The organism is Sphingomonas anseongensis, assembly GCF_023516495.1.
GTDB classification, from domain to species: Bacteria; Pseudomonadota; Alphaproteobacteria; order Sphingomonadales; family Sphingomonadaceae; genus Sphingomicrobium; species Sphingomicrobium anseongensis.
This window is the reverse complement of sequence record NZ_JAMGBC010000001.1, coordinates 1329817-1342087: the sequence shown is the minus strand read 5'-3', so window position 1 is coordinate 1342087 and position 12271 is coordinate 1329817. Positions and strand designations below refer to the sequence as shown.

Genomic DNA, 12271 nt, shown 5'->3' with positions numbered 1-12271 from the left:
GCGGTCAGCTGACCGGGACGACCTCCGTGCAGGCCCAGTCATAGATCGGCGTGCCGCTGACCGGGTCCTGCTCGACCGGCGCGGCCGCCCTGACCGCGCAGCGAGCGCCGGAACTCCGGCCTACCCCACCGTTGCCGCTGCTTCGGGCAGCGACGTAGAGGCTTGGCGAAGTTCCGCTCGGCTCCGAGTCCAGCTCGATTTGCAGCCGCTTTGGACGGTCGGCTGGGATCTGCATGGACAGGATGCGTGCGCTGGGCTTCACGCGGTCGACAAAGTCGATTCCGAGACCCGGGCCAAGCTCGCTTACGTCCACCGAAACCGGGTCGAGCGCGATATCACACGCATAGTTGAGGTGTATGGTCCGGGGTCCGGCAAAGCGACAGCTGATCGCTCGAAGAGGTTGCCGGCCGGGCCCTAGAATGTCGTCCATGATAAACCTGCCGAACAGCCTTCCGAGCCGGCGATAGCTATCCGCGGAGAGCCGCCACGGCTTTGCGTCGTCGGACCGTTCCGCCTCGAATTGGTAAGATGGGCCGATGCATCGGACGAGCGGATCGGTGTCGGCGGCAGCCAGTTGGGCAGCAGCGGTCGAAGGAAATTTTGCAAGCCGCGCGGCGCCGCGATTGTGCTGCGCCAGGAGCAGCGGGATCCTGTCCCTTTGCCCGGTGATCGCGCACAGGTCCGCCTCATACTGCTCGCGCAATTTCAGGATCGCGTTCCAGTACGCCCGAGACATTCCCTCGGGCGGTTCGTCGTTGCGCGCCTGAGCGAAGCAGAGAGCAAGCACCTGCAGGTCGCGGCCCTCCGCCGCCGCAAGATGCTTCGCCGAGCTGACGATGTTGAGAAGGCTGGTGTGCACCTCGCTTCCGCGCGCGAAGCCTTGCCCGCCGGGTGCGGAAACGAGTTTCGCACCCGGGTGGCCGACTGCGGAAAACAGCATCCTCGGCTTGGCCCCAAAGCGGGCAACGCAATCCGACATGATGACGTCCGCGAGGCCGGAGCAGGGGGTTTCGGTGCGGCGGGCGATCCGCTTTTCGTGGAGCGCTTTCAGTCCGCCGGTGAGCTTTTCTCCCGGCGCTGCGCCGGCACCGAACATCAGCGCGTGTTCCGGATGTTGCGGGCGATCGGTGACGGCCCGCTCCTCGGGGTCGCCGTTTTCGCCAAGCGCCCACGCGTCGCCGAGTACGATGACCATCGGCATGATGTCTTCGCGAAGGGGGAAGTAGCCGCCGCTCGCGTGGTCGAAGCGATACTCGGGCACGCGTGCCGAGGTTGCCGCCTTCTGGATGGCCGCGGCCGTTGTCGACGCAGTCCCGCCTATCTTTGGATTTGACGCGCTCCCGCCCGCGACCGATTCCGCGAATTCGGAAAGCCACGACCCGACCAGCGCCATTCCCGTGCCCGGATTCCAGTGCCGGCCGTCCTCGGCGACGACCAAAGTCGCGCCATGCTCCACGACCCGCGGCGCAAGGTCGAGCGTCGCGAGTCCGAGCCGCTGCGCAACTTCGACGCTGTCGCGCTTGAAGCTCGTGGGCCAGCTAATTGCCCGCCCGTCCGGCATGAAGCGGAAGTTGTGGATGACCATCCCCACCGGCTTGCCGATGCGATCACGAAGCTGGGCGACAAGGTCGGTGGTTTCGTCGACGCCCAGTTCCGTGCAGCGAATGCCGCCGATCAGGTCGGCAAGGTGGATTCCGTCCCATTCCGGCTCGACCAGGCTTTCCTCGAGGGCGGCACCCAGCTCTGCCGCCTTGTCGTGCTGCTGCTTCAGCAGCGCGGTTCGCCACGCTTCGAAGCCTCTCTGCGGTGTCCCGGTCGCCTGGCAATATTCGGTGAAGAACTCGCTCAGCCGGTTCACGTTGAGGATCAAATCTCGGTAGACGAATTCATAGGGCGTGCTGATCTCGATGATCGCGACGTCACATTCTTCAAGGATCTCCGGCGCGTTAGGAGCGGGTTCGAAAAACCCTTCTTCACCCGTGTAGAGGCGCTGCAGGTCGGCCGGAATTGTCTTCGCCCCGGTCAGGAACTCGTGCGCCTGGATCATTGCCCGCGGCGACAAAGTCAGCAGCCAGTTCCGCCTGGCCGAGGCATCGCGATAGCGCCGGTCGAGCCGGCCGTCCTGCGACGCCTGAAGTACGGGATTGTGAAGGTTGCAGCCGCCGAACGGGATCGGCCGGACCAGGCGCGTCGTCTTGCCGTTCATCGGCCCCTATGCCCTTCCGGCGCGCCGCATCGCGCGCGAACTGAACGGTGCTTCGGAGGCAAACTCGAACCCGAGGCTTTCGTACAGCCGGATGGCCGCGCTGTTATCGGACGCCACGTGCAGCCAGACGTCTCCGCCCGCGGCCAGGGTGACGATCCGTTCGACCAACGCCCGGCCGACGCCTTTGCCGCGCGCCGGCGGCGCAACCGCAACCCGCGACAGATATTGGCCACTTCCGTCGATCGGCTCGACCGTCTCGCTGTAGCTGCCGATCGCGGAGCGAAATGCGGTCATGTCGCCTCTGTCGACGTGGCGCATGAGCATCAGGGTGCTCGCCTGCTGCGCCCGCGCCAGTCCTTCGGCGGCATGGGAGGTGACGATTCCCGCCGGATTATCCGCATCACCGGCCATGAACGCATTGGCGAATTCGGACCCGGCAGTCCCGATTGAATCACCCAAAGCGCGGTGAAGCAGGCTGCTTTCAAGCGGCAGCAGAGCGTAGAAGTGAGGGACAGCAGCGGCGAGCATGCCGCCGAGAACCGACTTCAGCGCGTCGTTGCCCAGAAGCGGCGGTTCGTTCGCGGCAACCGCGCTGATTGCCAATCCATCACCCGCCATTGGCCGTCTTCGTCTGGATCGCTTCGATGAGAGCGCCGACGTTCTCCATTTCCATGATCTCGTCCGGGTCGAACATGATGTCGAACTGCTTCTCGACTCCGACGATCAGGCTGACATGCGCGACGCTATCCCACGTCGCCACGTCATCGCTCGTGGTTTCGGCGCTAAGGGTCACAGACTCGTCGCCGAAAATGTCGTCGAATATCGGCTGCAGGTCGGAAAGGATTTCCGCGTCGCTCTTCATTGATTGGGAAACTCCAGATCGTTCTGTTTATTGAGAGTTGAACCAGTCGATTGTCGCTCGGCGGTCCACCTTGTCATTCTCATTCCTGGGCAGCCGGTCGATCAGCCGAATCCGCTGCGGAACCGCATAGGATTCCAGCTTCGACTGGAGGCTGCGCCTGAGCTCTGAATCATCGAACGCCTTGCCATCGGCCTGCTCAACCACCGCGGCCAGGGCTTCGTTGCCGCGATCGGGAAAGACGACGACCATCGGCCAGCCGCACCCTCGGATTGCCGCCGCGATCTCGTCGGTCTCAATCCGATGGCCTCGGATCTTCACCTGGAAATCCAGCCGCTCGCGGAAATAGATGAGTCGGTCGTGGCGCTCCGCCCAATCGCCAGTGAAATAGCCGCGAAGCTCCTTTCCACCCACTTCCACCGGCCGAAATCGCTCGGCGGTCTTCGCCGGATCGCCGAGATATCCCTCGGCAAGCTGTGGGCCGGTGATGACAATCTCCCCTTCATCGGGGTTCGATCCGCCGACGAGGTGAAGCTCCATGCCGTCGATCGGCGGCCCGATCGTCACGGAGCCGCGCACCTTGTCGTCATAGCTTCCGGCCCGAAGCTTCATGTTGGTTACCGAGATCGTCGCCTCGGTCGGTCCATAGGTATTGTGGACCAGGGTTTCGGGCACCGCCGCGAAAATGGCGTCGAGGTGATCCTTCAGCAGCGGCTCGCCGCAGAAGTTGAACAGGCGCACGGACTTGAGGAACCTTTCCTCCGCCTCTCCGGCCTGCATGATCAGGCTCACGACCGATGGCGTGCTGTTCCAGACGGTGATCTTCTCGCGGGCAATGAAGCGCGCAGGGAGGAAGCGGTCGCCTTCGCTCATTAGGGGAACGAGCGTAGCGCCGTAGCAAAGCGCGCCGAAAATATCGGTCATGCTGATATCGAAGGCGATGCTCGGATGCTGGGCGACCCTGTCGCCGGGACGGCAGGCCAGGTCGCGGCCAAGCCAGTCGACGTAATGGTTCAGTGCCGCGCGGGGGATCATCACCCCCTTCGGCAAGCCGGTCGTTCCAGACGTGAAGAGGATGTACGCCAAGTCCGTAGTCCGCCCACTTCCTTCGAAAGGCTCTGGCGGAAGCTGCTGCGGATCGAGGTGTCGAGCGGCGCAGCTTTCGGCCAGCTCCCGCGCCCGATCCCCGCCGACCACCACTTCAGGCTTGAGCAAGTCGGCGATACGCGCAGCCTTTTCTGGTGGCGACGCGAGGTTCAGCGGCGTGTGGGTGCAACCGGCAAGGCCCGAGCCGAGGATTGCGGCATAAACGTCAACGCCAGGAGCAAGCGCGATCAGGACACGCTTCGCGCCGGCTTGGTCGAAGGCGGACGCATACCGCCGGACCAGCAGCTCGAAATCGGCGTAGCTGAACTCCTCACGACCGGCCTTTACGGCAGTTTCGCGTGGATTTGCCGCCGCTGCTTCGAGGAATCTGCTTACGTAGTCTACGCCGGATGCGGTACTCGCCACGCACTTGCCCTGAATATCTTGGAAAATCGCCGCTTGGCGGCGGGCGCTGCCTAACCTGCCGAAAGTTAGGCGTCTACCCCCGAACAGGTCCGGTCCCGGCGGAATGTTGTGGCGGGCGGCGGGGTTAGCGCCGCCCGCTCAAATCAACTCAGCGAAGAACGCCCTTCTTTTGCGCATTCCAGCTGTACCACGCCAGGAAAGCGGCAATTGCGATGATGATGTAGGGCATCACGGCGCCCGCCCCTTCGTGCATGGCTGCGGGGCCACCCGGATTCGCGATCTGGTATCCAAGGCCAAGCACCGCGCCGATAAGCGACAGCACAAAGGCCCAGACCGCGTACCGACTGCGCATCAGCAGCAGGATCGACCCGATGAGGCCTCCCCAGACACCAAAGGCCCAGCCGGACTGCGCCCACACCGGGAAGCTGTCGATATATGCCAGGACTTCATTGGGGTCGGTCCCGGGCATCATGCTTTCGAAATAATGCGTGTCACGCATGCGGGTCATCACATAGTCGTAGCAGCCGATCCCGTTCCAGATCAGCGCGAGGATTCCGACAATCCACAGATGTACGGGCGTCCGCCCTTGAGCAGTCGTCGCCATTGCTGTTCCCCCTCCATCGACAGCGCCCCCGCGCTGCCGAATGGAGGAGGCTCCGAAACGAAATTGAAGTCAAGCGCCGGTCAGAAGCCGATCCGCACTCCAAGATGGGCCGACACTTCATTGCCCTGCTTCTTGCCGACCGTCGTCGAAATCGCTCCCTGAAGGTCGACCGCGCCGAGGATCGAGGCAGAGGCACCCCCGGTCAGGCGACCGTAGATCTTGGTCGACCGGTCCGGATATTCGAAGTGGTTGACGATCACCGGCGCGCTCGTCTGCGAGTAAAAGATCGTGCGGCCGTCGCCGATCAGGTCCTTCTCCAGCAGGGCCGAGGCATAGGGGTGGATCGAGCCTGCGATCGGCACTCCGACGCCCGCGCGGACTTCGACGCCGGCATTGGCGGTCAGCGCCTCGAACGTCTGCTTGGACACGTTGAGGGTCAGCGCGGCATCGCCCTGCTCGGTGTAGGCATCAACCTTCGCTTTGGCATAATCGGCGCCGATCACCGGCCCAAAGCTCAGTCCTCCGAGCGGCATGACAAAGCCCGCCTTAGCGCCCGCGAGCACGTGGCTTCCGTCCGGGTTGGCGGTCATGTTGTCGATGACGCCGGTGCGGCTGAGCTTGTGCTTGTCCTTGCCGTAGCCGACGTGCGCCTGGGCGAAGAGCGGCCCGAAAGCGGAGCCTGCATAAGCACCGATCTGGTAGCTTCGGCCGTTCTCGCGGAACGCGTCATTTCCGAAGCGGACCCGGGGCCGCGAATAATTGACGGCCACGCCGGCGACCCCGGCCACAAGCCCGACTTCCGCTCCGGCGGTGACCCCGACACCGTCGATGTCGAAAGGATCGTTGGTCTGGCTGAAGGGAACGTCGCGCGCGAAGGCGTCACCGATGATGAACGTGTGGAAGCCCGGCATCGCTGCCCGGCCGCCGAGGTCGGTCCTGAAGGACAGGGTCCGGCCGAACTGGCGTGCGGTATCGAGTCCCAGGTCGCTCGGCGCCTGAAGGGTCAGCGGCGCTTCCAGCTGGGTGGCGACGTAATGGGCGACGATCGCGTAGGCGGCGGAGGTCAGGTGCAATCCATCCACGTAGAAGAGGAACTGGTTCGTGTAATTGGAATCACCGATGCACTGGGGTCCGGGGGAGCAGGGACCGGTGTTGGTCAGCCCATAGGCCGCGGGATCGGCCTTGATCCTCGCACCGACCAAGGTGAGGTCGAGATAGTGGACGGTGACTCCGTCCGCGGCATAGCCAGCAAGGACCGGCTGAATGCTCGTGTTGAACGTCGTGGAAAAGGCATTGCGGACCGCTTGCGCGTTCGGGTCGCCGGCGATTTCCGGAAGAACTGCAGTATTTCCCGCAAGAAAGCTGATGTTCTGGGCGCCGGCATTGACCAGCGCATTCATACCTGCCGTGGCGAAAGCGACAGATCCGGCAGCCGCCGTCGGTGCGCCTGCCAGCGTGCCGCCGCCCTTTTGATAGGAACGGGCGTCGTTGCCGCCGATCGACAGGGTCACGAGGTCGCCCTCGTCCAGAGTTCCAGAGACCGTTGGAAAGGGGCCGACGCCGCCACCTGCAAGGAAGGCATTCCATTCGGTCACGAAGCCTGGGAGGCCGGGGCCGTTGACGTTCGTGTTGTCGGTATTGGCCCCGCCCAGCGCGAAATTGTCGACCGGCGCATTCAGGATCTGCGACAGCGTGTCGATGTAGTTGGTGCCGCCCGAGAAGCGGCCGGTCGGGTAGACGAGCTGAAGCTGGTCCTTCGTCGCCTGGTCCACGAACGGGCTGGCTAGCAGGATCTGAATGATATTGTTGTCGTCCGCATAGCTGTCGCCGAACGCGACGATGTGGTTGATCCGCTGCGCGGATGCGGGCGTGGCAAAGGCGGCGAAAGCAGCGATCGAGGCGCCGACCAGCGACCGCGCGACAATGTGACGGAACGACATAGAGTGAACCCTCCTCGGCGCCGCAACGGCGACGCCCCCGAGGGAGGACTATGGACGCGGCTGCGGCGGGCGCAAGTCGCGCAAAAGCCACAGCTTCCCGGAAAACAGCAATCGCGAAGACGTTTGGCGCTTCGCTTACAAAAGGCCAAACGAGGCGTTCAGCGCGAAGCAACGCGAACTATTCCATCACTGCGGCGTTCAGCGAGAAACAACCGTTCTGGAGTGCCGGTACCCGGCGCAAATTATGCACAAGAAAATGCGACTCATCCTCGGCGCTTCGGCGTTGATAGCAGCGGCGCCGCTCTATGCCGCCGCCTTTCCGCAGGGCGACGAACCCATCGCCGTACCACGCACGATCCGTCAGGGAATCGACTTCGTCTATGTCGACCCGGATCTTAACAACGTTGCCAAGCGGCATCAGCGGCCGGTCAACTGGCTGCTAAGGACTATCGGCCTCGATTGGGGCGGACGCCGCGATCAGCCGAACCCGGTCTTCGTCGCCCTCGCGCAGGGGCTGCAGAAATATCAGGCGACCTGGGGCCGGCTTCCGCAAATCAAGGTTCCGGCCGGGCCGACGCTCAAGCATGGCTCGACGGGCCGCCGGGTGGAGCTTCTTCGAACCCGTCTCGGTCTATCACCGGCCGGCGGCTACGACTCGCGGCTTCAAGAAGCCGTTAGGTCGTACCAGCTCGTTCACGGCCTCGAGCCGGCTGACGGGATCGCCGGACGGGGGACGATCGCCTCTCTCAACCGCGGCGCAATGTATTACGCTCGCAGAATCGCGATCAACATGGAGCGCGCCCACCGCCTCCCGAACGCGGGCACGTTCGACCGGTACGTAGTCGTCGATTCCGGCGCTGCCGAGGCCTATCTGTTCAACCGCGACCGGGTCGCGGACGGGATGCGGGTCGTCGTCGGATCGACCAAGACCAAGACACCGATGATGGCGGTGATCCTCCGCGATGCGAAGGCGAACCCGTACTGGAACGTACCTCCAGAGCTGATCAAGTCGCTGACCGCCAAGCGGATTCAGCAGGACGGCCTCTCCTACCTGAAGAACTTCCATTATGAGGTGCTTTCCGACTGGAGCGGCAACGGCCACCCGGTCGACCCCGCCAAGGTGAACTGGAAGGCGATCGCATCGGGCAAACAGAAGCCCACGGTGCTCGTCCGTCAGCTTCCCGGGCCGTGGAATTCGATGGGCGAGATGAAGTTCGAGATGCCCAACGATTACGGCATCTATCTTCACGACACTCCGCACAAGGAGCTGTTCAGCCAGTCCGACCGCTGGGTCAGCAACGGGTGCATCAGGTTGGAAGATTACAAGCGTTTCGCCACCTGGGTGTTCGGCGGAGTCCCGCAGGCCAGCACCCCGCTCGAGCAAACTTTCCCGGTGCCGCGGCCCGTGCCGGTCTATCTGACCTACCTGACGGTGGTGTCGAAAGGGAACGGCATTGTCTTCCGGCCCGACCCCTACGGCTTCGACGCTCTGGCGATGCCGCAGATGTTCGGCCCGGCGCGGGAGATGGCGTCAATCGACTAGCGGGAGCGTTCCTTCGACAGGCGGGAGAGCAGGATCGCGGTCCGCTTCGCCTGCTTGAAGATCGACGGGATATCCACCGTCTCGCCAGGTGCATGCGAGCCGTCTCCCGAAGCGCCCATTCCGGCAAGCGAGTCCACGTCGGCGGCGACAAAACTGATGTCGCCTGCCCCGCGCTGCGAGGGCGGAAGCTCGCCCATTTCAGGCAACCCCATGTCGCGGTTGACGGTGTTGACCTTGGTCAGGATCGCGCGGTTGCCCTCCGTCGGGGCCATTGGCGGATAGTCGCCGGGATCGAAGCTCAGCACGGAGGTGGTTCCGGGGAGCGGGTGGGCGACGATCGCCTGCATCTTCGCCTTGGTCCGGTCGATCTGGTCCTGGGTCAGCGCCCGAAGGTCGCCGCGGGCGATCGCTGTGCCGGCGATGATGTTGGTCTTTCCGCTCGCCTCACCGGTGAGGCCCCCGTCCTGGAGCTCCGCAGCGGCGCCGCCCGTGACCAGCCCCACGTTGTAGGTGAGGTTCTGTTCGGGAAGCTCACGGCGGAACTCGTCGAGCACCCGCGCCAGCTCGTAAATCGCACCGTAACCGACTCCTGGAGCGAAGATTCCGCTCGAGTGCGCAGACTTTCCGCTGATGGTGAGAGTCCAGCTTCCCGAGCTTCGGCGAGCGGTTGAACCCATGTCGAGGCCCTTGTCGACAGCCAGAGGCTCGAAATCGATCGCGACGTCGGCGCGCTTGCCTTCGCGAACCAGAGCCGCGCGCGAGATCGAAATGGGGTTGCCCGCGTCCTCCTCATCGCCGCTCATGAACACGGTGATGTCGGCGTTGCGAAGCGTTCCGGCCGCCTTCATCGCGCGAAGCGCCGCGACGATCACCGCCATGCCGCCTTTGTCGTCGCTCGATCCCGGGCCGACGCCGGTGTCGCCCTTCACCTCCCAATGCTGGAACGGTGAGCTCTTCTCGAACACCGTGTCGAGATGGGCGATCAGAAGCAGCTTCTTGCCGCGCCCCTTGTGGTAAGCGACCAGGTGCCCGGCGCGGTCCGCGCCGGTTTCCTCCTCCCAGCGCACCTTGAAGCCGAGCGGCTCGAACTCCGAGCGGAGCATCTCTCCGACCGAGCGCACACCGACGAAGTTCATCGTCCCGCTGTTCTGCTCGACCCAGCGCCCGAGCATCGCAACCGTCCGGTCACGCTCTGAATCGACAGCCCCAATCATCGCCTGCTCGGCGGGCGAGAGTTGGGCCGCGGCGGGGGAGGCAAAAGCGGCCAGTGCGGCCGCTGCGGCCAGGCAGAGGGAACGAAGCAAAGTCACTGGCGGGAACCTTTCACTGCGGCTGCCATCAAATTGGGCGAGAGCGACACGGACTCCCGACGCTCCACAAGGAGGATAGAATGAAATTTGCATTGCCAGCGATCGTCGCGGCCGGCGCACTCGCGTTCAGCGGGATTGCCGTGGCCGCCGACGGGCCTTCTGATCCGCAAATCGCGCACATCGCCTACACCGCCGGCAACATCGACGTCGCCGCGGCGAAGCAGGCGCTGGCCAAGTCGCACAATGTTGCGGTCCGCGAATTCGCAAGCGAGATGGTCCGTGACCATGAGGCGGTTAATGACAAGGCGCTCGCGCTCGTCAAGGAGCTGAAGGTCACGCCGGAGGACAATGCGACGAGCCAGGCTCTGAACAAGGGCGCGGCGGAAGAGATGAAGAAGTTGGCGGCGCTAAACGGCGCAGCCTTCGACAAGGCCTACGTCCAGAACGAGGTCGCCTTCCACGCGACGGTCAACGGAGCGCTCAAGTCGACCCTGATCCCGTCGGCGGACAACGCTCAGCTCAAGTCGCTCCTCGAAACCGGCCTCACACTGTTCGGCGAGCACCAGATGCATGCCGAGCACCTGGCTGCGACGCTCAAGTAAGGGATCTTATTATGCGGCGACTTTCACCTGTTCTCGCCGCGGCTGCGTGGGCCCTGCTGCTGACTTCAGCCCCTGCGGCAGCGGCTCCACGCAGCTATACGATCGTGGTCGACAAGATGAAGTTCGGAGCGCTTCCGACGACGGTTCGCGCCGGCGACATCATCGTCTGGGACAATCGCGACATGTTCCGCCACAGCGCGACGGCAAAGGGCGCGTTCGATATCGACCTTCCAGCCGGCAAGGTCGTGAAGGTCAGGATGAAGCGCGACGGCACCTTCGCCTTCATCTGCAAATACCACCCCGGGATGAAGGGTGTATTGAAGGTGGCTCGATGAGCGCTCAACCGCATATGGATTATTCGGCAGTTGGCGACGTCGAGCTGGCTCGGCTGTGCAAGAGCCGCGACCGCAGGGCGATGCGGCACCTGATCACCGCCAACAACCAACGGCTGTTCCGAACGGCGTGGAGCATTCTCAAGGACCGAAGCGACGCCGAGGAGGCGGTCCAGGCCGGCTATGCAAGCGCCTTTGCGGCGATGGATAGCTTTGAAGGGCGGTCGTCCCTCAGCACGTGGCTGACCCGGATCGTCGTCAACGAGGCGCTCGGACGGCTCCGGTCGCAGCGGCGTAAACGCGAGTATCTGGAAAGCGAAGGTGTGGCCTTGCTCGATACCTACAGGGAGCGGCTGGCGCAGGCGTCGGCGGAACCGGCACCGGATGCGACCGTCGCCCGAGAGCAGCTTCGGAAGCTGATCGAGCGGGCGGTCGCCGACCTGTCCGACGGTTTCCGGTCGGTATTCGTGCTCCGCGAGATCGAAGGGCTGAGCATCGAGGAAACAGCGGAAGTGCTCGCTATTCCGCCGGCAACGGTGAAGACGAGGCTCCACCGGGCAAGAGCCAAGCTGCAGGAGGCGCTGGCGCCCGAAGTCAAAGGCGCCTTGTGCGGAAGCTTCCCCTTCGCCGGCGCCGACTGTGCGGCGCTTACGGAGCGGGTGATGGCAGCCCTCGACTAACCAGCCGAACACGAACAACTTTCCTACAGCGAACCAATTTGGTTCATAGCAGCTCGACTCGGCAACCGGGAGGAGCTGCTTCGTGGAAATTGACGACCTGATTGATGCGCTGATCGAGCGCGAGGGCGGATATGCGAACCACCCGTCCGACCGCGGCGGGCCGACCAAATATGGGATCACCGAGGCGGTGGCACGGGCCCACGGCTATGCGGGCGCCATGCGCGATCTTCCGCGCGACGAAGCCGCGGCGATTTACAAGCGGCTCTACTGGCTGAGGCCGCGCTTCGACCAAGTGGCCAAAAGGTCGGGGGCGGTGGCCGCCGAGCTGTTCGACACAGGCGCCAACATGGGCCCTGCGGTCGCGGCTACATTCCTCCAGCGCGCGCTGTCGGCGCTCAATCGCGATCGCAAGGATTATGCGGACCTGGTCCCGGACGGGCGTATCGGCGCGGCGACCCTGGCAGCGCTCGACACCTTTCTCCAGCTACGCGGCAAAACGACCGGCGAAAGCGTGCTCCTTCGAGCGCTCGATGCGCTTCAGGGCGAGCGGTACATCCGCCTCGCCGAGCGCCGTCCGGCCAACGAGGCCTTCCTCTACGGGTGGTTGGCAAACCGTATTGGTTAACAACCTGTCATCAAACACACCAAACCTCAGATCCGTCAACTTCCCTAGGAGAAATCCA

General features: G+C 64.0%; 12 protein-coding genes. 5 read left to right on the top strand and 7 right to left on the bottom strand.

Features of this window, described 5'->3' with window-relative positions:
- Positions 1-4 precede the first annotated feature (4 nt).
- The 6 genes from LZ519_RS06940 to LZ519_RS06915 form a co-directional block, all read right to left on the bottom strand.
- Positions 5-2206: a hypothetical protein gene (locus tag LZ519_RS06940; RefSeq protein ID WP_249867972.1), complete on the bottom strand. Its 2202-nt coding sequence runs from the start codon at positions 2204-2206 to the stop codon at positions 5-7.
- Positions 2207-2212: 6 nt separating this feature from the next.
- On the bottom strand, positions 2213-2824 hold the full coding sequence (locus tag LZ519_RS06935; protein WP_249867971.1) for a GNAT family N-acetyltransferase: 612 nt from the start codon (positions 2822-2824) through the stop codon (positions 2213-2215).
- Positions 2814-3068, bottom strand: coding sequence for an acyl carrier protein (locus LZ519_RS06930; RefSeq protein WP_249867970.1), 255 nt, complete (start codon positions 3066-3068; stop codon positions 2814-2816). Before LZ519_RS06930 ends, LZ519_RS06935 begins: the two co-directional genes overlap by 11 nt.
- A gap of 27 nt (positions 3069-3095) precedes the next feature.
- Positions 3096-4577 carry an amino acid adenylation domain-containing protein gene (locus LZ519_RS06925; RefSeq protein ID WP_249867969.1) on the bottom strand — a complete coding sequence of 494 codons (1482 nt, stop codon included), beginning with the start codon at positions 4575-4577 and terminating at the stop codon, positions 3096-3098.
- Between the two features lie 148 nt (positions 4578-4725).
- Positions 4726-5181 carry a hypothetical protein gene (locus LZ519_RS06920; protein ID WP_249867968.1) on the bottom strand — a complete coding sequence of 152 codons (456 nt, stop codon included), beginning with the start codon at positions 5179-5181 and terminating at the stop codon, positions 4726-4728.
- A gap of 80 nt (positions 5182-5261) precedes the next feature.
- A complete protein-coding gene (locus tag LZ519_RS06915) occupies positions 5262-7121 on the bottom strand; it encodes an autotransporter domain-containing protein (protein WP_249867967.1) in 1860 nt (619 codons plus the stop codon).
- A gap of 256 nt (positions 7122-7377) precedes the next feature.
- Here LZ519_RS06915 and LZ519_RS06910 point away from each other — a divergent pair, with 256 nt between their 5' ends.
- Positions 7378-8664: a L,D-transpeptidase family protein gene (locus LZ519_RS06910; protein ID WP_249867966.1), complete on the top strand. Its 1287-nt coding sequence runs from the start codon at positions 7378-7380 to the stop codon at positions 8662-8664.
- Here the strand turns inward: LZ519_RS06910 and LZ519_RS06905 are convergent.
- A complete protein-coding gene (locus LZ519_RS06905; protein ID WP_249868882.1) occupies positions 8661-9968 on the bottom strand; it encodes a M20/M25/M40 family metallo-hydrolase in 1308 nt (435 codons plus the stop codon). The genes LZ519_RS06910 and LZ519_RS06905 overlap by 4 nt on opposite strands.
- 86 nt (positions 9969-10054) lie before the next feature.
- Between LZ519_RS06905 and LZ519_RS06900 the strand changes: the two genes are divergently transcribed.
- The 4 genes from LZ519_RS06900 to LZ519_RS06885 all read left to right on the top strand — a co-directional run bounded on the left by LZ519_RS06900 (position 10055) and on the right by LZ519_RS06885 (position 12213).
- Positions 10055-10576, top strand: a complete 522-nt coding sequence (locus LZ519_RS06900; RefSeq protein WP_249867965.1) for a DUF4142 domain-containing protein — start codon at positions 10055-10057, stop codon at positions 10574-10576.
- 11 nt (positions 10577-10587) lie between these two features.
- The gene (locus tag LZ519_RS06895) at positions 10588-10911 is read left to right on the top strand and encodes a cupredoxin domain-containing protein (protein ID WP_249867964.1); all 324 of its coding nucleotides are present in this window, start codon (positions 10588-10590) and stop codon (positions 10909-10911) included.
- A complete protein-coding gene (locus LZ519_RS06890; protein ID WP_249867963.1) occupies positions 10908-11588 on the top strand; it encodes an RNA polymerase sigma factor in 681 nt (226 codons plus the stop codon). The genes LZ519_RS06895 and LZ519_RS06890 overlap by 4 nt, the downstream gene beginning before the upstream one ends.
- Before the next feature lie 82 nt (positions 11589-11670).
- Positions 11671-12213 carry a glycoside hydrolase family 108 protein gene (locus tag LZ519_RS06885; RefSeq protein ID WP_249867962.1) on the top strand — a complete coding sequence of 181 codons (543 nt, stop codon included), beginning with the start codon at positions 11671-11673 and terminating at the stop codon, positions 12211-12213.
- Positions 12214-12271 lie beyond the last annotated feature (58 nt).

Coding starts and splice junctions, on each gene's coding strand:
- LZ519_RS06910 (WP_249867966.1), top strand. CDS start 7,378: ATGCGACTCATCCTCGGCGCTTCGGCGTTGATAGCAGCGGCGCCGCTC.
- LZ519_RS06900 (WP_249867965.1), top strand. CDS start 10,055: ATGAAATTTGCATTGCCAGCGATCGTCGCGGCCGGCGCACTCGCGTTC.
- LZ519_RS06940 (WP_249867972.1), bottom strand. CDS start 2,206: ATGAACGGCAAGACGACGCGCCTGGTCCGGCCGATCCCGTTCGGCGGC.
- LZ519_RS06920 (WP_249867968.1), bottom strand. CDS start 5,181: ATGGCGACGACTGCTCAAGGGCGGACGCCCGTACATCTGTGGATTGTC.
- LZ519_RS06895 (WP_249867964.1), top strand. CDS start 10,588: ATGCGGCGACTTTCACCTGTTCTCGCCGCGGCTGCGTGGGCCCTGCTG.
- LZ519_RS06930 (WP_249867970.1), bottom strand. CDS start 3,068: ATGAAGAGCGACGCGGAAATCCTTTCCGACCTGCAGCCGATATTCGAC.
- LZ519_RS06915 (WP_249867967.1), bottom strand. CDS start 7,121: ATGTCGTTCCGTCACATTGTCGCGCGGTCGCTGGTCGGCGCCTCGATC.
- LZ519_RS06935 (WP_249867971.1), bottom strand. CDS start 2,824: ATGGCGGGTGATGGATTGGCAATCAGCGCGGTTGCCGCGAACGAACCG.
- LZ519_RS06890 (WP_249867963.1), top strand. CDS start 10,908: ATGAGCGCTCAACCGCATATGGATTATTCGGCAGTTGGCGACGTCGAG.